Origin of the sequence: Streptomyces scopuliridis RB72 (assembly GCF_000718095.1) — a bacterium.
In the GTDB taxonomy this organism is placed as follows: domain Bacteria; phylum Actinomycetota; class Actinomycetes; order Streptomycetales; family Streptomycetaceae; genus Streptomyces; species Streptomyces scopuliridis.
This window is the reverse complement of sequence record NZ_JOEI01000025.1, coordinates 57,365-77,408: the sequence shown is the minus strand read 5'-3', so window position 1 is coordinate 77,408 and position 20,044 is coordinate 57,365. Positions and strand designations below refer to the sequence as shown.

The 20,044-nt window shown below is 70.8% G+C and carries 18 protein-coding genes; 8 read left to right on the top strand and 10 right to left on the bottom strand.

From position 1 onward, the window contains the following. Position 1 precedes the first annotated feature (1 nt). Positions 2 to 835, top strand: coding sequence for an ABC transporter permease (locus tag IF11_RS0127740; protein ID WP_030354484.1), 834 nt, complete (start codon positions 2 to 4; stop codon positions 833 to 835). A gap of 80 nt (positions 836 to 915) precedes the next feature. Here the strand turns inward: IF11_RS0127740 and gad are convergent, their stop codons facing one another. Both gad and IF11_RS0127730 read right to left on the bottom strand, forming a co-directional pair. Then, on the bottom strand, positions 916 to 2,352 hold the full coding sequence (gad, locus tag IF11_RS0127735) for a glutamate decarboxylase (protein ID WP_030354483.1): 1,437 nt from the start codon (positions 2,350 to 2,352) through the stop codon (positions 916 to 918). 83 nt (positions 2,353 to 2,435) lie between these two features. Further along, complete coding sequence (locus tag IF11_RS0127730) at positions 2,436 to 3,722, bottom strand: ion channel protein (protein WP_030354482.1); 1,287 nt, start codon at positions 3,720 to 3,722, stop codon at positions 2,436 to 2,438. 245 nt (positions 3,723 to 3,967) lie between these two features. Here IF11_RS0127730 and IF11_RS0127725 point away from each other — a divergent pair, with 245 nt between their 5' ends. After that, on the top strand, positions 3,968 to 4,744 hold the full coding sequence (locus tag IF11_RS0127725; RefSeq protein WP_030354481.1) for a DedA family protein: 777 nt from the start codon (positions 3,968 to 3,970) through the stop codon (positions 4,742 to 4,744). A gap of 15 nt (positions 4,745 to 4,759) precedes the next feature. Here IF11_RS0127725 and IF11_RS0127720 read toward each other — a convergent pair whose 3' ends face one another. Next, positions 4,760 to 6,436, bottom strand: a complete 1,677-nt coding sequence (locus IF11_RS0127720; RefSeq protein ID WP_078490961.1) for a threonine/serine exporter family protein — start codon at positions 6,434 to 6,436, stop codon at positions 4,760 to 4,762. A gap of 237 nt (positions 6,437 to 6,673) precedes the next feature. Then, a complete protein-coding gene (locus IF11_RS0127715; protein WP_003968257.1) occupies positions 6,674 to 7,168 on the bottom strand; it encodes an inorganic diphosphatase in 495 nt (164 codons plus the stop codon). A 227-nt stretch (positions 7,169 to 7,395) separates the two neighbouring features. Between IF11_RS0127715 and dacB the strand changes: the two genes are divergently transcribed. From dacB to folE, 6 genes are all read left to right on the top strand, one after another. Next, positions 7,396 to 8,745, top strand: a complete 1,350-nt coding sequence (gene dacB / locus IF11_RS0127710) for a D-alanyl-D-alanine carboxypeptidase/D-alanyl-D-alanine endopeptidase (protein WP_051746295.1) — start codon at positions 7,396 to 7,398, stop codon at positions 8,743 to 8,745. A 139-nt stretch (positions 8,746 to 8,884) separates the two neighbouring features. After that, a complete protein-coding gene (locus tag IF11_RS0127705) occupies positions 8,885 to 10,015 on the top strand; it encodes a zinc-dependent metalloprotease (RefSeq protein ID WP_030354478.1) in 1,131 nt (376 codons plus the stop codon). A 187-nt stretch (positions 10,016 to 10,202) separates the two neighbouring features. Continuing rightward, positions 10,203 to 11,231, top strand: coding sequence for a tRNA lysidine(34) synthetase TilS (gene tilS / locus IF11_RS0127700; protein ID WP_030354477.1), 1,029 nt, complete (start codon positions 10,203 to 10,205; stop codon positions 11,229 to 11,231). A gap of 77 nt (positions 11,232 to 11,308) precedes the next feature. Further along, positions 11,309 to 11,869 carry a hypoxanthine phosphoribosyltransferase gene (gene hpt, locus IF11_RS0127695; RefSeq protein ID WP_030354476.1) on the top strand — a complete coding sequence of 187 codons (561 nt, stop codon included), beginning with the start codon at positions 11,309 to 11,311 and terminating at the stop codon, positions 11,867 to 11,869. Positions 11,870 to 12,103: 234 nt separating this feature from the next. Continuing rightward, positions 12,104 to 14,131: an ATP-dependent zinc metalloprotease FtsH gene (ftsH, locus tag IF11_RS0127690; RefSeq protein WP_030354475.1), complete on the top strand. Its 2,028-nt coding sequence runs from the start codon at positions 12,104 to 12,106 to the stop codon at positions 14,129 to 14,131. A 110-nt stretch (positions 14,132 to 14,241) separates the two neighbouring features. After that, complete coding sequence (folE, locus tag IF11_RS0127685; RefSeq protein ID WP_030354474.1) at positions 14,242 to 14,847, top strand: GTP cyclohydrolase I FolE; 606 nt, start codon at positions 14,242 to 14,244, stop codon at positions 14,845 to 14,847. Between the two features lie 40 nt (positions 14,848 to 14,887). On the opposite strand, the gene IF11_RS0127680 is transcribed toward folE, so the two are convergent. From IF11_RS0127680 to IF11_RS0127655, 6 genes are all read right to left on the bottom strand, one after another. Next, entirely contained in the window at positions 14,888 to 15,379 is a 492-nt protein-coding gene (locus IF11_RS0127680; protein WP_030354473.1) for a DUF3180 domain-containing protein, read from the bottom strand. A gap of 68 nt (positions 15,380 to 15,447) precedes the next feature. Continuing rightward, a complete protein-coding gene (folK, locus tag IF11_RS0127675) occupies positions 15,448 to 16,062 on the bottom strand; it encodes a 2-amino-4-hydroxy-6-hydroxymethyldihydropteridine diphosphokinase (RefSeq protein WP_030354472.1) in 615 nt (204 codons plus the stop codon). Beyond that, positions 16,059 to 16,418, bottom strand: a complete 360-nt coding sequence (gene folB / locus IF11_RS0127670; RefSeq protein ID WP_030354471.1) for a dihydroneopterin aldolase — start codon at positions 16,416 to 16,418, stop codon at positions 16,059 to 16,061. Before folB ends, folK begins: the two co-directional genes overlap by 4 nt. A gap of 189 nt (positions 16,419 to 16,607) precedes the next feature. Then, positions 16,608 to 17,066 (bottom strand): nuclear transport factor 2 family protein, encoded by a 459-nt coding sequence (locus tag IF11_RS0127665; protein ID WP_030354470.1) that lies wholly within the window; start codon positions 17,064 to 17,066, stop codon positions 16,608 to 16,610. Then, positions 17,063 to 17,920, bottom strand: coding sequence for a dihydropteroate synthase (folP, locus tag IF11_RS0127660; RefSeq protein ID WP_030354469.1), 858 nt, complete (start codon positions 17,918 to 17,920; stop codon positions 17,063 to 17,065). Before folP ends, IF11_RS0127665 begins: the two co-directional genes overlap by 4 nt. A 122-nt stretch (positions 17,921 to 18,042) precedes the next feature. Continuing rightward, entirely contained in the window at positions 18,043 to 19,941 is a 1,899-nt protein-coding gene (locus tag IF11_RS0127655) for a phosphatidylglycerol lysyltransferase domain-containing protein (protein WP_030354468.1), read from the bottom strand. Positions 19,942 to 20,044: the final 103 nt, after the last annotated feature.

The following is a 20,044-nucleotide window of genomic DNA, read 5'->3' as shown; positions in this document are numbered from 1 at the left end:
GGTGAACGCCACGGCAACGGCGTCCACGGCCCCTGAAGGCGGCGGGCTCGGCTGGGCGCTCGCCGACTCCTGGACCATGACCCGGCGCGAACTCGCCCGCTGGGCACGGCAGCCGGTCCAGGTCGTCGTCGGACTGGTCTTCCCGGTGATGCTGCTGCTGATGTTCGGCTTTCTGATCGGCGGTGGCCGGGGGATCGAGGGGGCGTACGTCGAGTTCCTCGTACCGGGCATGCTCGCCCTGACCATGGCCTTCGGCCTGGAGTCGACGATGCTCGCCGTCACCCAGGACCTGAACAAGGGGGTGGTGGACCGCTTCCGTTCGATGCCCATGGCGTCGTCGGCGGTCCTGGTCGGCCGGAGTGTGGCGGACATGCTCCAGTCGGCTCTCGGCCTGGCCGTGCTGATCGGGGTCGGGTACGCGATCGGCTGGCGCTGGCACGGCGGCCCCGCGGACTTCCTGGCCGCCGTCGGGCTGCTGCTCCTGTTCCGGTTCGCGATGCTGTGGATCGGCATCCAGCTCGCCATGGTGGCGGGCCGGCCCGAGATGGTGCAGGCGGTGCAGATCCTGGTCTGGCCGGTCGGCTTCCTCTCCAACGCGATCGCGACGCCGGAGTCGATGCCGGGCTGGCTGGGCGCGGTCGTCGAGTGGAACCCGATGTCGGCGACGGCCACGGCGGTACGGGACCTGTTCGGCACCCCGGGCGGGGGAGCCGGCGCTACGGCCGGCTCCTGGGCGGCGGAGCACGCCGGGACGCTGGCGGTCCTCTGGCCGGTGGCGCTGCTCGCGCTCTTCTTCCCGCTGGCGGTACGGCGGTTCGGGAGGCTCAGCCGCTGACGTCGCACCACGTCGGACCCCGCCCCCGGGGAGTAGCTCCGGGGGCGGGGCCACTCTCCGGGGCGGGGCCGCGTACGCGCTCAGTGGTGGAAGGCCGTCGCCTTCGACTTGTCCCGTCCCAATGGGCCGTCCTGGCTGCGCAGTTCCGGAAGCACGCGCTTCAGATCGGCCACCAGCAGCGCGGCCAGATCGGCCGAGAAGCCATTGCGGCAGACCACCCGCAGCACGGACAGATCCTGGCGGTTGGCGGGGAAGGTGTACGCGGGCACGAGCCAGCCGTGCTCGCGCAGCCGGCGCGAGACGTCGAAGACATCGAAGGCCGTCACGCCTGGCGCGGTGGTGAAGGCGAACACGGGCAGCTCGTTCCCCCGTGTCAGCAGCCGGAAGTCGCCCAGCTCCGCGATCTGCCCGGCCAGTTTCCCGGCGATGTCCCGCGCGGTCTGCTGGACGGCGCGGTAACCGTCCCTGCCCAGCCGCAGGAAGGTGTGGTACTGAGCGACGACCTGCGCGCCCGGCCGGGAGAAGTTCAGCGCGAACGTGGGCATGTCTCCGCCCAGATAGTTGACGCGGAAGACCAGGTCCTCGGGGAGTTCGGCGGGCGAGCGCCACAGCGCCCAGCCGACGCCCGGGTAGACCAGCCCGTACTTGTGCCCGGAGGTGTTGATGGAGGAGACGCGCGGCAGCCGGAAGTCCCAGACCAGGTCCTCGTCGAGGAAGGGCGCGACCATGGCCCCCGACGCCCCGTCGACATGGACGGGGATGTCGAGCCCCGTACGCTCCTGGAGCGCGTCCAGCGCCGCGCACAGTTCGGCGACGGGTTCGTACGAGCCGTCGAAGGTCGAGCCCAGGACGGCGACGACCCCGATGGTGTCCTCGTCGCAGAGTTCGGCGGCGGCCTCCGGGTCGAGATGGAAGCGGTCGCCCTCCATGGGTACCTGCCGCGCCTCGACCTCCCAGAAGTTGCAGAACTTGTCCCAGCAGACCTGGACATTGACGCCCATGACGAGATTGGGCCGGGCCGTCGCCGGGTAGCGCGCGGCGTTACGGGCGGCCCAGCGGCGCTTGAGCGCCATCCCGGCCAGCATGCAGGCCTCGCTGGACCCCGTCGTCGAGCAGCCGACGGTCGTCGCCGGGTCCGGGGCGTTCCAGAGGTCGGCGAGCATCGCCACACAGCGCCGCTCCAGCTCGGCCGTGCGCGGGTACTCATCCTTGTCGATCATGTTCTTGTCCCGGCACTCCCCCATCAGCAGCGTGGCCTGCGGCTCCATCCAGGTGGTGACGAAGGTGGCGAGGTTGAGCCGCGAGTTGCCGTCGAGCATCAGCTCGTCATGGACCAGCTGGTACGCCGTGTCCGGTGGGGTCGGGCCGTCGGGGAGCCGGTGCCTGGGCGGCGCCGAGGTCATCTCGCTGGTCGGATCGGCCTCGCCGTAGAAGGGGTTGATCGACAGCCTGAGCAGCTCGTCGCGTTCGCTCTGGGGCACTCCGGCTGCCCTGTCCGCGCCTCGGTGGAGTGGCATCGGCGGATCTCCTCGGGGTGGGTACGGTTCCCACCGCGAGAATACGGATGAACGGGACGAACCGCCCGCCGGGTTTCGGCCGGTCACCGCAAGGGCGTGCCGTCCTCGTGCAGCTGCATCTGGGGGCGGCCGGTGACCAGCAGCCAGGCGGGCAGGGCGGCGACGCACAGCAGTGGCAGCACGTTCGGATCGGCGACCAGGACCGCCGCGGTGAACAGGCTCAGCCAGCCCTGCCGGGTGAGCGCGAGCAGGACGCCGAGCACCCCGCAGACCACCCCCAGGCTGGGCTGTACGGCGGGGACCAGCGCGTGGGCGCAGAGGCCGAGCGCCACCCCGACGAAGACGGCGGGGAAGATCCGCCCGCCCCGGAAGCCGCAGGCGGCGGCGGTGAGCAGCGCGGCCAGCTTCACCACCGTCATCAGCGCGAACGAGCCCGCCGACCAGCCGTCCGGATCGGCGGCCAGCGTCTTCACTTCATGCAGTCCCTTGAACAGCGTCAGCGGCCCGCCGAGCGCCCCCAGCAGACCGAGGACCAGCCCGCCGGCGGTGATCGCCAGAACGGGGTGGCCGAGGCGCCGGAAGAAGGCGTGGACGTACGGGAACGCGTAGACGGCGGCCAGCCCCAGCGCCGCCGCGAGCGGGGCGATCACGAGCGCCGCCAGCAGATCGCCCCAGTGGGTGCCGGTGTACGCGGGCAGAGCGAGGTCGAAGGTCGGATGGGCGACCAGAGCGGTGATCAGCGCGCCCATGCCGGCCGCGATCAGCGGGCCGAACAGCTTGTCCCAGAGCGAGCCGGGGCCCGGCCGCGCGGCGAGCGTCTCGGTGAGGATCAGCGCGGCCGCCACAGGCGTACCGAACAGCGCCCCGATCGTGCCCGCGGCGGCGAGCGGGAGCCAGATCGCGCCCGGGGCGTCGGGCGCCGCCTTGCGGCCCAGCCAGTAGGCGAGCGCGACATTGACGGCGGTGATCGGGTTCTCCGGGCCGAGGCTCACCCCGCCGGCCAGCGCCAGCACCGTGACCACCAGCAGCCCCGGCACCACCCCGGGCGGCATCGGTTCGTCGACCAGTCCGGTGGTGGCCGGGTCCGGCCCGGCGTGCCCGTGCACCAGGCGTACGACGATCCCCACCGCGAGCCCGGTGGCCGTGAGCATCACGATCATCCAGAGCGTGGAGTAGTGGCCGATCCCGAGGGCGTCGGGCAGCGTCTCCCAGAGCACGTCCTTCAGCTGATCCGCGAGCGTGCTCACGCCCAGCAGTACGAGCGCCGAGACCGCGCCGACCACCAGGGAGGGCACGACCAGCGGCAGCAGGGTGCGGGCCGAGGGGGACGGGCCGGGGGAAGGGGCAGCGGACGGAGCGTCATGGGCCACGCGCTCACCGTAACCGCACGTAACGCCCCGCTCCCGCTTTCCCGGGCGTGGTCGCGCCCGGCCGGTCCGCGGCTTTGGGCGGGTCTGCCCCGGCTGCGTCCGGTGTGGGTCCCCGGCCGGATCCGGAGTGCGTCGGTAAGGGGCCGGGTGGAACCTGGGAGGGCAGGTAGGCGTTGATAGCTTGTGCGCGGCCGACCACGCCGAATCGACGATCGACCGACTAATGACACAGGAGTCCGGAACCCGTGACCACCCTTGCGCTCGGACCCAGCTGGCTGGATCCGGATTATCTGATCGGGACCTTCGGGCTGATCGGTGTTCTGGTCATCGTCTTCGCCGAATCCGGCCTTCTCATCGGCTTCTTCCTGCCGGGTGACTCGCTGCTCTTCACCACCGGCCTGCTGGTGACGTCCGGCACCCTCAAGACTCCGCTCTGGCTGGTCTGTCTGCTGATCGTGCTCGCCGCGATCGTCGGTGACCAGGTCGGTTATCTCTTCGGCCGGAAGGTGGGTCCCGCGCTGTTCAAGCGCCCGGACTCCAAGCTCTTCAAGCAGGAGAACGTCGAGAAGGCGCACGAATTCTTCGAGAAGTACGGCCCCAAGTCGCTGGTCCTCGCGCGCTTCGTGCCCGTCGTCCGTACGTTCACGCCGATCATCGCCGGTGTGAGCCGGATGAACTACCGCTCGTTCATCACGTACAACATCATCGGCGGCACGCTCTGGGGCGCGGGCGTCACGCTGCTGGGGGCCGCGCTCGGCAAGATCGAGTTCGTGCACAAGAACATCGAGATGATCCTGATCGCGATCGTGGTGCTCTCGGTGCTGCCGATCGTCATCGAGTTCCTGCGGGCGCGCTCCAAGTCCAAGAAGGCCGCCGCGCAGCAGCCCGGCGTCGACGACGGTCTGGTCGGTCCGGGGACGGCCATGACGGACGGGCACGCTCCCGGTACGCCGCCGGGCGCGCCAGGTACGCCGGGCGGCGCCCCGGGCAGTGGCGGCCGCGGCCGCCACGCCAAGCGCTGACCCTCCCGAGACTCGTCAGAAGCCGCGCGTCCGCTTGGCCGCGCGGCGGCTCGACGCCTGGGCGGCCCCCGGCACCGTGAGGAACAGCCGGGCGATCTCGCCACCGAGGTTCACCCCGACGGCGATCGCCAGCGCCAGCGCCACCGCCTGGGAGAGCGACGCGAGCCCGCGGGCCGCCTCGTTCTGCGCGAAGCCCAGCAGCCCGAAGTAGGTCGCCGAGCCCGGCAGCAGCGGTCCGATCGCCGCCGTGATGTAGGGCAGCGCGGAAGCGAACTGGTAGCGCGAGAAGAGCTGCCCGAACAGCCCCACCAGACCGGCGGCGACCGCCGTCGAGGCCACCGGCGAGATCCCGCCCACGTCATGCATCGCCGCGTAGACGATCCAGGCCACACCGCCGTTGAGCGAGACCATCAGCACGGTCGAGCGGTCCTGCTGGAGCAGGATCGCGAAGGCGAAGCTCAGCGTCACCGCCGCGAGGGTCTGGGCCACCGGCCGTACATCGCTGTGCAACGCCGCTTCCGGCGTCAGCTGCGCGTGCAGCTGAACGCCCAGATAGAGCACGAGCAGCACACCGACGACGATGGCGATGAAGAAGTACATGACCTCCAGGAGCCGTGCGGCGGCGGTGATGTAGTAGCCCGTCAGCCCGTCCTGCACCCCCGCCACCAGCGCCCGCCCCGGCAGCAGCGCGAAGAGACCACCGGTGATCACCGCCGAGGGCCGGCCCTCCCACGACACATGCGGGCCCAGCAGCGTCAGCGCCACCCCCATCGCGGCGGGCGGCATCGCGGCCACCACGAACTGATAGAACTCCGGCAGCCCGCGCCCGGCGCACAACCAGGCCAGCCGGTCGCCGAGCATCGCGCCGAGCGCCGCCGCCGCGAACACCACCACGCCACCACCGACCAGCACGGACGCCGCCCCGGCCAGCAGCCCGCTCGACACGGTCAGCGCCCAGCCGGGGTACGGGTGGCGGTTACGGCGGATCTCCGCGAGCCGCCGGTACGCCTCCTCCAGCGTGACGTCCGTGTCCTCGGTGGTGATGTCGTCGATGAGCGTGTAGACGGCGGACAGCCGGGTGTAGTCGGTGCCCCGTCTGCGTACGGTCCTGCTGGCCGTTACCGGGTCGTCCACCAGCGACGGCTGATGGGAGATGGACAGCAGGGTGAAGGTGACGGTCGGCTCGCAGCGGTCGAGGCCGTACGCGCGGCTGACCGCGAACATGGCGGCCTCGACATCCTCGGCGCCCTCGCCGCCGGCCAGCAGCAGCTCACCGATGCGCAGCGTCAGGTCGAGCACCCGGGGCACGGCAGGCCCCTGGTCGTCGTGGCGCTGGACCCGCTCCGGTACGGGGCGCTCGCCGGACGGCATGCGCAGCAGAGTGCGCATCCGGTCCTGCCAGGGCGCCTCCTTGTTCAGCCGGATCACCGGGACGCCCCGGGCGGGGGTGTACGCGGGGGACGGCCCCCGGCCACCGGCCGCGCCGGGCGACGTACCGCCCGGCAGATCGAAGGCCGAGCCCTCGGGCTCGGCCGGCTGCTCCGTACTCATCCCCTTGGGAAGCGCGAACTCCGAAGTCGGATGGTCGTCCTCGGGAAGCGGCGGCTGCTCCACTCCGGACGGCGGAGTGAAGGCGCTGCGCGCCTCGTCCGTCTGAGGCTTCCGGTCCTCCGGACCGTCGGACTCCGCCACCACCTTCTGCTCCCTCGCTCCTGGGGCCCGGATCTCGGCGCCGCGCAGCCACACATCTGCCCAGTATGGGCATGGACATGGGCAGCCACACACGCGGACGGGCGGCGCACCCCTCGCGGGATACGCCGCCCGTCATCCGCCTGTCATCCGCCCGTCGGCTGTCCGTCAGCTCTCCGGCGGTCAGGCCCTGTCCGGTCACACGCGGAAGCGCGCGGCCGGGGTGCGGTCAGTGCCTGGTCAGTGCGCGCCGCCCTGGGCCTCAAGTCGCTTGTAGGAGGCCTCGATCTCGGCCTCGGCCTCGGCGCGGCCGACCCAGTCGGCGCCCTCGACGGACTTGCCGGGCTCCAGGTCCTTGTAGACCTCGAAGAAGTGCTGGATCTCCAGGCGGTCGAACTCCGAGACGTGATGGATGTCGCGCAGGTGCTCCACGCGGGGGTCGGACGCCGGGACGCAGAGCAGCTTGTCGTCGCCGCCGGCCTCGTCCGTCATCCGGAACATGCCGATGGCACGGCACTTGATGAGGCAGCCCGGGAAGGTCGGCTCGTCCAGGATGACCAGCGCGTCCAGCGGGTCACCGTCCTCGCCGAGGGTGTTCTCGACGAATCCGTAGTCGGCCGGGTAGCTGGTCGAGGTGAAGAGACGACGGTCAAGACGGATCCGACCGGTCTCGTGGTCCACCTCGTACTTGTTCCGCGAACCCTTAGGGATCTCGATGGTGACGTCGAACTCCACGGGTGGCTCCTCCATGATCAACACATTTGTCAGTGGTGCTGCGGCTTCACGCAGGAGACCCCCCGTACGGGAGCGGCTGACTGGCCACTCCTGGCCGGGGTGCCATGCTCGTGGCAAGGCGCAGTGATTAAGTGTCCCCCACGCAGCAGTGTGATCGCGAAAGGGGCTGGTCAACCGTGCTTGGGCCGAAAGTGTGGCAGCTCACGGCGGGTTCCGTCGTGGTCGGCATGGCGCTCGCCGCCGCGGCGGTGGCCGCGGCCGGCCCCTGGGACTCCGGTCAGCGTAAGGCCGAGCGGGAGTGGGCGGTCGCGCAGAGCCGTACGGGTGGCGCACATCACGACCCGGCCGCCCCCCGTACGCCCGCGCCCGCCCCCAGCGCCGCCGGCGTGCTCTCCGCGCTCTCCGCACCCGGCTCCGAGCCCCCGAATGCCGGAACCGCGTCCGTCGATCTCAAGAAGAAGCTCGGACCGCTCCTCGACGACCCCGCGCTCGGTGAGGCCCGGTCGGCGTCCGTCATCGACGCCACGACCGGTGAACCGCTGTACGGGAAGGCGGCCGGCGCCCCGATGACCCCGGCCTCCACGGTCAAGATCGCGACGATGGCCGCCGCGCTCTCCGCGCTCGGCCCCGACCATCGCATCGCCACCACCGTGAGCTCCACCGCGGACGCCCGGAGGATCACCCTGGTCGGCGGCGGCGACGCCACTCTCGGCCGGGCAGGACTGAGCGCGCTCGCCGACGACACCGCCCGCGCGCTGCGCGACCGGGGCGTCACCAAGGTCGAGTTCCGCTACGACACCTCCCTCTACTCGGGCCGCCGGGAGCACCCGATCGGCCCCAACGACAACATCGCCCCCGTCGTCGCCCTGATGGCCGATCAGGGCCGGCTCGACGCATCCCGCAGGGGACCCGCCCCCCGCAGCGGTAATCCGGCGGGCGACGCCGCCCGCGTCTTCGCCGGGCTGCTGCGCGAGCGAGGCATCCGTACCACCGCGGCGCCCGAGCCCGGCAAGCCGCCCAAGGGCTCGAAGACCGTCGCCAGGACCTACTCCCGTCCGCTCTCCGATCTCGTCGAACGGGCGCTGACCGAGAGCGACAACGACATCGCCGAGTCCCTGGCCCGGCAGACCGCCATCGCCGCGCGTGAACCCGCCAGCTTCGAGGGCGCGGGCCGGGCCGTCGGCGCCGAGCTCAGGAAGCTGGGTCTGCCGGTCACCGGCGCCCGCTTCGCCGACGGAAGCGGCCTCAACCGCCAGGACAAGGTCAGCGCCGCCCTGCTCACCGCGCTGCTGGCCCGCGCCGCCGACCCCGCACGTCCCGAGCTGCGCCCCGTGCTCACGGGACTGCCGGTCGCCGGGTTCAACGGCACCCTCCGGAGCCGGTACGCGGACGCCGGGCCCGGCGCCGGCCTCGTCCGCGCCAAGACCGGCACGCTCACCGGGGTGAACGCCCTGGCGGGCACGGTCGTCGACGGCCGGGGCAGGCTGCTGGCCTTCGCCTTCATGGCGGGCTCCACCCCCGCCCCCGGCAGCGCCCAGAAGGCCCTGGACCGGCTCTCCGCGGCCCTCGTCCCGTAACGAGCGCCCCCACCGGCCCGCTCCGGTCCCTTCCTGGCGGCCCACTGACCGCCCCGGGCGTCCCCTAAGGGCCCGGTAGGGGAAGAACCGGGCCGCCCACACCCCACCGCTCCCCGGGCCGAGCACGTACGGTTGACGCATGACGAGCATCGGTGGTGCCCAGATGGTCGACTGGAATCTCGCGGTGGCGACCGCGACCCGTCTCGTGCGGCCCGGACCGGAAGTGACCCGGGACGAGGCGCGAGAGATCGTCGCCGAGCTGCGGCGGCACGCGAAGTCCTCGGAGGAGCACGTCCGCGCGTACACGCGCATGATTCCCGACGGCCATGAGCCGCCCGACACCCCCGTCCTGGTCGTGGACCGGGCCGGCTGGGTCAAGGCGAACGTCGCCGGATTCCGCGAGCTGCTCAAGCCTCTCCTGGCGAAGATGCAGGAACGCCGCCCCGGCGGTCCCGGCGGCGCCGTGCTCGGCGCGGTCGGCGGCAAGGTGACCGGCGTGGAGCTGGGCATGCTGCTGTCGTTCATGTCGTCCCGCGTCCTCGGCCAGTACGAGACGTTCGCCCCCGCCACCCGCGATCTCCCCGCCGCCGCGAACGGCGGCGGCCGGCTGCTGCTCGTGGCCCCCAACATCGTCCACGTCGAACGCGAACTGGACGTGGAACCTCACGACTTCAGGCTCTGGGTGGCCCTCCACGAGGAGACCCACCGCACCCAGTTCACCGGCGTGCCCTGGCTGCGCGACCACCTCCAGGGCGAGATCCAGTCATTCCTCGACCAGACCGAGGTCGACCCGATGACCCTCGTCGAACGGCTCCGCGAGGCCGCGCAGTCGCTCGCCGGCGGACGCCCTGAGGGCGAGGAGAACGAGGACGGCCGCAGCATCGTCGAGCTGGTGCAGACCCCCGGACAGCGCGAGATCCTCGGCCGGCTCACCGCCGTGATGTCCCTGCTCGAAGGCCACGCCGACTACGTGATGGACGGCGTCGGACCGGCCGTCGTGCCGTCGGTCGCCGAGATCCGCGAGAAGTTCCAGCAGCGCAGGGCCCGCGGCGCCGGCCGCCTCGACCAGGCGCTGCGCAAACTGCTCGGCCTCGACGCCAAGCTGCGCCAGTACCGGGACGGGGAGCGGTTCGTACGGGCCGTGGTCGAGGAGACCGGCATGGACGGCTTCAACCGGGTCTGGACCTCGCCGAACACCCTCCCCACCAAGGCGGAGATCGCTAAACCGGCGGACTGGATCGCACGGGTGCACCGCAGGGCGGACTCCTGAGCCGGGCGCGGCTCACGGCAGAAGTACGCCTCAGGTATCACCCATCCGAGGGACCGTGGGTGAGGGATAGGCGTGCAATGCTCGGGTAATGGCTCGGTTCTGTCACCATCGACGCACTCTGAGTGACGCTCTCCGTCCTTACTCCGACCGAGGCACCCCCCAAATAACATCACGAAGGGCACCGGATATGGGTCCCCATCCTGCGGTCGCGGCGATACGCCTGGCGGTCCGCCGCGTACTCCACGACGTCCTCACCGACCGGGCGGACAACTCCTCCGCCGTCTCGTCCGTCCGCGCCGGCGAGCCGCCGCTCGTGCTCGTCGCCTGCTCCGGCGGCGCCGACTCCATGGCGCTCGCCTCCGCCCTCGCCTTCGAGGCCCCCAAACTTTCCGTCCGCGCCGGAGCCGTCACCGTCGACCACGGGCTCCAGGCCGGCTCCGCCCTCCGCGCCGCCGAAGTCGTCACCCGACTCCGCGCCATGCGCCTCGACCCCGTCGAATCCGTCGCCGTGACCGTCGGCCGGGAGGGCGGGCCGGAGGCGGCCGCACGCGACGCCCGCTACGCCGCGCTCGACGCCGCCGCGGAGCGCCACCGCGCCGCCGCGGTCCTGCTCGGCCACACCCGCGACGACCAGGCCGAGACCGTACTGCTCGGGCTCGCCCGCGGCTCCGGCACCCGCTCGCTGTCCGGGATGGCCGCCGTCTCGGGGACGTCCGGCCGCTACCGGCGCCCCTTCCTCCAGCTCGACCGGCAGACCGCCCGCAAGGCCTGCCTGGTCCAGTCGATCCCCGTCTGGGACGACCCGCACAACACCGACCCCGCGTACACCCGTTCACGACTGCGCCACGAAGGGCTGCCCGCCCTGGAGAAGGCACTCGGCAAGGGCGTCGTCGAGGCCCTGGCCCGTACGGCACAGCTGTCCCGCGACGACGCCGACGCCCTGGACACCTGGGCCGCCAATGTCGAGGAGTCCGTACAAGACGATTCCGGACAGCTGCGGTGCGCCAAGCTGTACGTCCTCCCGCCCGCCGTCCGCCGCCGCGTGCTGCGCCGGGCGGTCATCGCCGCGGGCGCCCCCGCGGGTTCGCTGTTCGCCCGTCACATCGAAGAGGTCGACCGCCTGATCACCGGCTGGCGCGGCCAGGGAGCCATCAACCTGCCCGGCCGCGTGGAGGCCCGGAGGCAGGGTGGCAGACTGGTCATCCGGCAGGGCTGAAGCGCTGATGCACTTACGGCTGTGTCTCCCGGGCCGCCAGTGCCTTGGCCCCGGACCCCCGGCCGACGACGAAAGTGATGCGGGTGGACGACAAGGACATGGGCAACGACCTCCAGTCGGTGCTCATTACCAAGGAAGAGATCGACGCGAAGCTGGCCGAACTGGCCGCGAAGATCGACGCGGAGTACGCGGGCAAGGACCTGCTTCTCGTCGGAGTCCTCAAGGGCGCCGTGATGGTCATGGCGGACCTGGCGCGGGCGCTGTCCACCCCCGTGACGATGGACTGGATGGCCGTCTCCTCGTACGGGGCGGGCACGCAGTCCTCCGGCGTGGTCCGGATCCTCAAGGACCTGGACACCGACATCAAGGGCAAGCACGTACTGATCGTCGAGGACATCATCGACTCGGGTCTGACCCTGTCGTGGCTGCTCTCCAACCTCGGTTCACGGGAGCCGGCCTCGCTCGAAGTCTGCACCCTGCTCCGTAAGCCGGATGCCGCAAAGGTCGCGATCGACGTCAAATGGATCGGCTTCGACATTCCCAATGAGTTTGTCGTGGGATATGGCCTGGATTACTCGGAAAAGTACCGCAACATGCCTTTCGTCGGGACGCTCGCTCCGCATGTCTACGGCGGTTAGAGCGCACCTCGGCGCATGTGAGCGCGCCGGAGAGCGGCGAAGTTCCAGGGAAAGGCTTCGCCGCGGCCGGGAACCCCAGACCCCCTCGCGCCGTTGGAGCATGGGAAGACGGGTTTGTCAGCCGTCCCGTGCGGTCGCGGGCCACAATGCTGGGGTACCGTCCGAAGAACACTCTTTTCTCACAGCAGCATTTACCTACGGGCAGGAGGGACGGGGCGACTTCGCTCCGTATGGATGGACGTGAAGCGATACTTCCGTGGGCCGGTCATGTGGATCGTGCTGGCCGTCCTCGCCGTGGTCGTGTTGATGCAGGTCGTCGGCTCGTCGGGCGGCTACAAGACGGTGGACACCGGCGAGGTCGTCCAGGCGATCGACAAGAACCAGGCCGAGCAGGTCAGACTGACCACCGGCGACGAACAGATCATCAAGGTCGATCTCAAGAACGGCCAGAAGATCAAGGGCAGCGACAAGATCCAGGCGAGCTATATCGGCAGCCAGGGTTCGACGCTGGCCAAGACGCTCCAGACCAAGTTCCAGAACGGCGACATCACCAAGGGCTATACGGTCTCGCCGTCGAAGCAGAGCCCGTTCGTCTCGGTGCTGCTCTCGCTGCTTCCCTTCGTCCTGATCGTCGTGGTCTTCCTGTTCCTGATGAATCAGATGCAGGGCGGCGGCTCCCGTGTCATGCAGTTCGGGAAGTCCAAGGCCAAGCTGATCACCAAGGACACCCCGAAGACGACCTTCGCCGATGTGGCCGGGTCCGACGAGGCGGTCGAGGAGCTCCACGAGATCAAGGAGTTCCTCCAGGAGCCGGCGAAGTTCCAGGCCGTCGGCGCCAAGATCCCGAAGGGCGTGCTGCTCTACGGCCCGCCCGGTACGGGCAAGACGCTGCTCGCCCGCGCGGTCGCGGGTGAGGCCGGGGTGCCGTTCTACTCGATCTCCGGTTCCGACTTCGTCGAGATGTTCGTCGGTGTCGGCGCCTCGCGTGTGCGTGACCTCTTCGAGCAGGCCAAGGCGAACGCCCCGGCGATCGTCTTCGTCGATGAGATCGACGCCGTCGGCCGGCACCGCGGTGCGGGTCTCGGCGGTGGCCACGACGAGCGCGAGCAGACGCTGAACCAGCTGCTCGTGGAGATGGACGGCTTCGACGTGAAGGGCGGCGTCATCCTGATCGCCGCCACGAACCGGCCCGACATCCTCGACCCCGCGCTGCTGCGCCCGGGCCGCTTCGACCGGCAGATCGCGGTCGACCGCCCGGACATGCAGGGCCGGCTGGAGATCCTGAAGGTCCACCAGAAGGGCAAGCCGGTCGCCCCGGACGTCGATCTGGGTGCTGTCGCCCGTCGTACGCCCGGCTTCACCGGCGCGGATCTGGCGAACGTGCTGAACGAAGCGGCGCTCCTGACGGCGCGCAGCGACAAGAAGCTGGTCGACAACCACTCCCTGGACGAGGCGATCGACCGCGTCGTGGCGGGCCCGCAGAAGCGGACCCGGATCATGTCCGAGAAGGAAAAGAAGATCACCGCGTACCACGAGGGCGGTCACGCCCTGGTCGCCGCGGCGTCTCCGAACTCCGACCCGGTGCACAAGATCACGATCCTGTCCCGCGGCCGGGCCCTGGGTTACACCATGGTCCTGCCCGACGAGGACAAGTACTCGACCACGCGCAACGAGATGCTGGACCAGCTCGCCTACATGATGGGCGGGCGCGCGGCCGAGGAACTGGTCTTCCACGACCCGACGACCGGCGCGGCCAACGACATCGAGAAGGCCACGGCCACGGCTCGGGCGATGGTCACGCAGTACGGCATGACCGAGCGGCTCGGCGCGATCAAGTTCGGCGGCGACAACACCGAACCGTTCCTCGGCCGGGAGATGGCGCATCAGCGCGATTACTCGGAAGAGGTCGCGGCGCTGGTCGACGAAGAGGTCAAGAAGCTCATCGAGACCGCGCACAACGAGGCGTGGGAGATTCTCGTCGAGAACCGCGACGTGCTCGACAATCTGGTCCTGGCGCTCCTGGAGAAGGAGACGTTGAACAAGGAACAGATCGCCGAGATCTTCTCGACCATCGTGAAGCGCCCGTCCCGTCCGGCATGGACCGGCTCCTCGCGTCGTACGCCCTCGACGCGGCCGCCGGTGCTCTCGCCCAAGGAGCTGGCGCTGACCAACGGCGCCTCGGGTTCGAACGGCGGGATGCCCGCGGTGACGAGCGGCGAGACGCCCAACGAGGCGGTCCCCGAGGACCGTCCCGAGAGCTGATCCCGGCCCCTCACCTGGCCCGGAATGGATGCCGCGCCCCCCAGGTTTTAGCCTGTGGGGGCGCGGCATTCGTTTGCCCGCCCACAGGACGGCACAGGAACGAGGCACACATGACCGACCCGGTGATGCTGGACGGGGAGAGCCCCATCCGCGAATTCGATGAGAAGCGGGCCGAGAATGCCGTGCGCGAGCTGCTGATCGCGGTCGGGGAGGACCCGGACCGCGAGGGCCTGCGGGCGACCCCCGGCCGGGTGGCGCGGGCGTACAGGGAGATATTCGCCGGGCTCTGGCAGACGCCGGAAGAGGTGCTGACCACAACGTTCGATATCGGCCATGACGAGATGGTCCTCGTGAAGGACATCGAAGTGATGTCTTCGTGTGAACATCATCTGGTCCCCTTCGTCGGGGTGGCCCATGTCGGCTATATCCCGTCCTCGGACGGGAAGATCACCGGGCTCTCCAAGCTGGCCAGGCTGGTGGATGTCTTCGCCCGCCGGCCGCAGGTCCAGGAGCGGCTGACCACACAGATCGCCGATTCACTGATGGAGATCCTGGACCCGCGCGGGGTGATCGTGGTCGTCGAGTGCGAGCACATGTGCATGACGATGCGCGGCGTACGGAAGCCGGGTGCCAAGACGATCACATCGGCCGTCCGTGGCCAGCTGCGCGTTCCGGCCACCCGCGCGGAGGCGATGAGCCTGATAATGGCCCGCTGAGCCGGGCCGTCCGAGCAGGGCCGCCCGAGGGGCGCCCGCTTCAGGCGGCGGGGCCCGCCGGGGCGGTGCCGTTTTTGTCGTGGTCTTCCGGGAGTTTGCAGACGCGTTCCAGGAAGAAGGCCGCGACGATCACCGCGATGCCCGCCAGAACGGAGAAGGCCGCGTAGATGGCCTGGTCGCGGCGGGCGGGGATGTCGAGGGAGCCGAGCAGGAAGACGCCCGTGCCGCCGTACATGCCGGAGACGAGGGCCGCGACCAGCGCGCTGGCCTGGCCGAAGACGACCGCGCGGGCCGCCATCAGGGGGTTCACGCCCTGCGCGCCCGGGCGGCGCTCCCGCTGGGCCCTCAGCCGGGCGCGCAGCGAGAGGGCCGTCGCGGTCAGGACGACGGCGATCACCGCCAGCACGATCGGCGCCGCGAGGGGGACGCTCGGCAGCGTGCCGAACGAGTCCCACAGGCGGGCGGCGCCCCAGGAGAGCACACCCGCCACCACGAACAGGCCGGCGAGGACGCCGATCCGCAACTGCTTCACCGAGAAAGCCCTTCGCTTCGCTGTACCGACCCTCGCCGTGCTGACACGCGCCGTACCGACCCTAACCACTACTCGGGCAGGCGCAGTTCCAGATCGGTCCGGGTCTGGACGCCGCCGCGGTCGACGTCCGCCAGCAGCTCGGCGACCGAGCCATGGCCCGGGACCTGCGCTTCCGGGTCCACGTCGTGCCACGGGGCGAGGACGAAGGCGCGCTCATGGGCCCTGGGGTGGGGGAGGGTGAGCAGCGGGTCGTCCGAGACGACGTCCGCGTACGCCACGATGTCCACGTCTATGGTGCGCGGCCCCCAGCGCTCCTCGCGGACCCGGTCGAAGGCCTCCTCGATGGCCTGGCCGCGCTCCAGCAGCGAGGACGGCGGCAGCGTCGTCTTGATCACGACGACCGCGTTGAAGTAGGTCGGCTGGGAGCCGGGCTCGACGCCCCAGGGCTCGGTCTCGTACACCGGGGAGACAGCCTTGACGCGCAGGCCCGGGGTGTCCTCCAGGGCGTCGATGGCGCCCTGGATCGTCTCCAGACGGTTGCCGAGGTTGGAGCCGAGGGAGACCACGGCGCGTTTCGGGTTGGACAACGTGCTGTCCGCGGCGTCGACCTGCGCGACCACGGAGGCGGGCACCGGCTGTACGGTCGGGTCGCCCTGGGGACCGTTGGCGGAAAACACACTCATACTCGGCTCCGGGTGATGGTGATGGTCACATCGTCGAAGGGGACGGTGATCGGGGCGTCCGGTTTGTGTACGACCACCTCGACCTCCTGGACGCCGTCATGTTTCAGGCACTGCTGGGCGATCCGTTCCGCCAGCGTCTCGATCAGGTCGACCGGCTCTCCCTGGACGACCTCCACGACCTCTTCGGCCACGATCCCGTAGTGCACGGTCTTCGCGAGGTCGTCGTCGGCAGCCGCGGGGCGGGTGTCGAGGCCGAGCATCAGATCCACGATGAAGGTCTGGCCCTCCTCGCGCTCCCGGGGGAAGACGCCATGATGCCCGCGGGCCTTGAGGCCGCGCAGCGCGACACGATCCACGCGAATCACTCCTGCTGTCGTTGGTCGTCGGGGCACCCGGCCGGGTGCGGTCGGCGCGGTGCCCTCATTTGAATCTACCCGCGGGCACGGACAGTGCTCTCGTGCGGGGGTGAGGGACAGGTGCGGGTCTGCCCGGCAGCTGCCCCTGCCCGGGTCCCGCCGATCGGCCCGCAGGGGCTGCTTACCCACTCACGCGGGTGTCTCGTCGTCCGTTTCCTCATCGGTTTCGGCCAGTACCGGTGAGCCGTGATGTGACCAGATTTTCCACCCTTCGGGTGTGCGGCGGAAGACGTTGGTGGCGACGACCAGCTGGCCGACGAGCGGTCCCAGCTCGCCGCTCTCCTCGGCGGGGCCGCCGCTGAGGATGTTCTCCGTGCAGGTCACCAGCGCGGTGTCGGCGCAGACGGACACCACGACATCGGTCAGGAAGAACTGGATGTACTCGGTGTTCGCCATGATCAGCGCGTACGAGCGGAGCACCTCGCCGCGGCCGGTGAGTACGGGCCAGCCCGGGTGGACGCAGGAGATCCCGTCGGCCTCGCCGTCCAGCCAGAGCGCGGACAGCGCGTCGAAGTCACCGCGCTCCATGGCCTCGTAGAACGCGGTGTTGGCCACCTCGACCTGTTCGATGTCTGTACGCGCGGTCACTGGGCTCCTTCGACGGCGCGGGCCACCCGTACCGCGTCGGCGGTCGCCCGTACCTCATGGACGCGGACCGCCCAGGCGTCCTGGTGGGCGGCGATCGCGGAGACGGCGGCGGTGGCCGCGTCGCGCTCGCGGGCGGGCGGCGGGGAGCCCTCGCCGGCGAGGACATGCCCGAGGAAGCGTTTACGGGAGGCCGCGACCAGAAGCGGCCGGCCCAGGACGCGCAGGTCGGCGAGGTGCGCGAGGAGTGCGAGGTCGTGCTCGGCCTGCTTGGCGAAGCCGAGGCCGGGATCGATGACGAGCCGCTCGGGGGCGACGCCTCCGGCTATCACCGCGTCCATCCGCGCGCGCAGTTCGGCGACGACCTCCGCGACGACGTCCGTATAGACGGCATGGCTGTTCATCCGCTCGCTGAAGCCGCGCCAGTGCATCACCACGAAGGGCACCCCCGCGGCGGCGACGGCGGGCACCATGGCCGGGTCCGCGAGTCCGCCGCTGACGTCGTTGACCAGCGCCGCGCCGGCCGCGACCGCCTGCTCGGCGACGGAGGCGCGCATGGTGTCGACGGAGACGGTGACGCCTTCGGCCGCCAGGCCCCGTACGACCGGGACGACGCGCCGCAGCTCCTCGGCCTCGTCCACGCGGGTGGCGCCGGGCCTGGTCGACTCGCCGCCGACGTCCACCAGGTCCGCGCCCTCGGTGACGAGATCGAGGCCGTGCTTGATGGCGGCGGTGGTGTCGAACCAGCGACCACCGTCGGAGAAGGAGTCGGGCGTCACATTGACGACCCCCATGACCGCACAGCGGTCCCACTCCGGCAGCCCCTCGACCGTGCCCCGCGCGCGCAACGTACTCATACGCCCACCCTAGGGGGTCTCCCCGGGGGCGGGCCGCCCGGCGAGATCCCGGCGTCTAGGGCGTGTTTCGGAAGTCCCGCCTGCCAGGCGTCGCCAGGCAGGCGGGACTTCCGAAACACGCCCTAGTAGGCCGTACGGACCTCTGGGTCGGGCGGGCTTGCGGTGTCGTGGGCGCAGGGGCGGGGGTGACGGTCGCGGGCGAGGCGGCGCAGGGGGCGCGGCAGCGAGAGGGTGACGAAGCCTTCGGCCTGCATCGCGGCGAAGCCGATCCTGGGCAGTTCGCCGGTGCTGCGGAAGACCACGTAGCGCGGCTCCCAGCGGGGCTGGAACTTGGCGTTGAAGCGGTACAGCGACTCGATCTGGAACCAGCGGGAGAGGAAGACCAGCAGCCCCCGCCAGCCGCGCAGGACCGGTCCCGCGCCCAGCCGTTCGCCGCGAGCGAGCGCCGAGCGGAACATCGCGAAGTTGAGGGAGACCCGCTCCACCCCGAGCGCGGGGGAGGCGTGCAGGGAGGCGACGATCAGCAGTTCGTTCATACCGGGGTCGGCGGAGCGGTCGCGGCGCATCAGGTCCAGGGACATCCCGTCCGTACCCCACGGGACGAAGTGGAGGACGGCCTTCAGGTCGCCGTACGGGCCGGTCGCGTCCTCGCCGGGCTTGTGGGCCGTGGCGATCACGGAGTCGCCGTCGGCGGGGTCGCCGATCCGGCCGAGGGCCATGGAGAAGCCGCGTTCCGTGTCGGTGCCGCGCCAGTCGTCGGCGGCGCGGCGGATCCTGGCCAGCTCGCCGTCGGAGAGATCACGGACGCGCCGTACCCGCGTTTCGTAGCCGGCGCGCTCGATGCGCTTCACCATCTGGCGTACGTTCCGCATGGCGCGTCCGTGCAGGGAGAAATCCGGCACGTCCACCACCGCCTCGTCGCCGAGCTCCAGCGCGTCGAGCCCGGTCTCGCGGGTCCAGACCTCGCCGCCCGTCTCGCTGCAGCCCATGACGGCGGGGGTCCAGGAGTGGGCCTTGGCCTCGTCCATGAAGCGTTCGATGGCGCCGGGCCAGGCCTCGACATCGCCGATCGGATCGCCGCTGGCGAGCATCACCCCGGAGACGACGCGGTAGCAGACGGCGGCCTTGCCGCTGGGGGAGAAGACCACGCCCTTGTCGCGGCGGAGCGCGAAGTGGCCGAGGGAGTCACGGCCGCCGTGCCGGGCGAGCAGGGCGCGCAGCCGCCGCTCGTCGTCCTCGGTGAGACGGGCGGCGGGGTGTTCGGGGCGGAAGGCGAGATAGCCGGTGGTGAGGGCGGTGAGCAGGCCGAGCGCGCCGAGGGAGTCCCCGACGGTGCCGCTCACGATGCCGTTGTAGTCGATGGGCCCGTCCATGCCGAACAGGCCGTACAGCACATGTTCGAGCCGCTCGGCCAGGCCGGGATTGCCGACGGTCCGGTGCGGATGGACGCTGACGATGATCAGCCCGAGGCCGATGGAGCCCGCGCCCATCAGGAAGAAGTTGGCCAGCGCCTTCCAGCGGCTGCGCGGGTCGGGCAGGGCGGCGAACTCCCCGCGGTGGCGCAGCAGCAGGGCGAGCAGGACCAGCGAGAGCAGGGCGCCGACGAGCGAGTGCCGGTAGCCGAACTGCGCCACGGCGCCCGCGGGCAGCAGGACGACCGCGGCCTGCCAGGCGCGCCGCTTACGGCGTTTCAGACCGTGCGCGAGCAGCAGGAGGAGTACGCCGACGCTGATGGAGAGCGCGGCGGACAGCGGGCCGAGCGCCCCCGGCAGCACCTCCGCGACGGTGTGCATCCGGCTGTGGCGGAAGCGGGGGAAGACCCCGGCGGCGATGTCCAGCAGCCCGACGAGGGTGCAGGCGGTGCCGACCAGCGCGGGGACGGATTCGGGGCGCGGGCCGCGGAACAGACGGCGGGTCCGCCGGAACGGACGGCGTGTCAGTGGCTTGGGAGGTATGCCCGTGTTGTGCTGTGACCGATCCGGAACCGATCCTGATTTATCCCCATCTAGCGTCACAGACATCGCTTCCCGTGGTTCCGCGAGAGAGTGTGGTGTCCTTGTCCGCTTCTTCTTCGCGGGCCGGACATTTTGCGCCCTCTAGGACGGGGGTTTGGGGGGTCGGGTT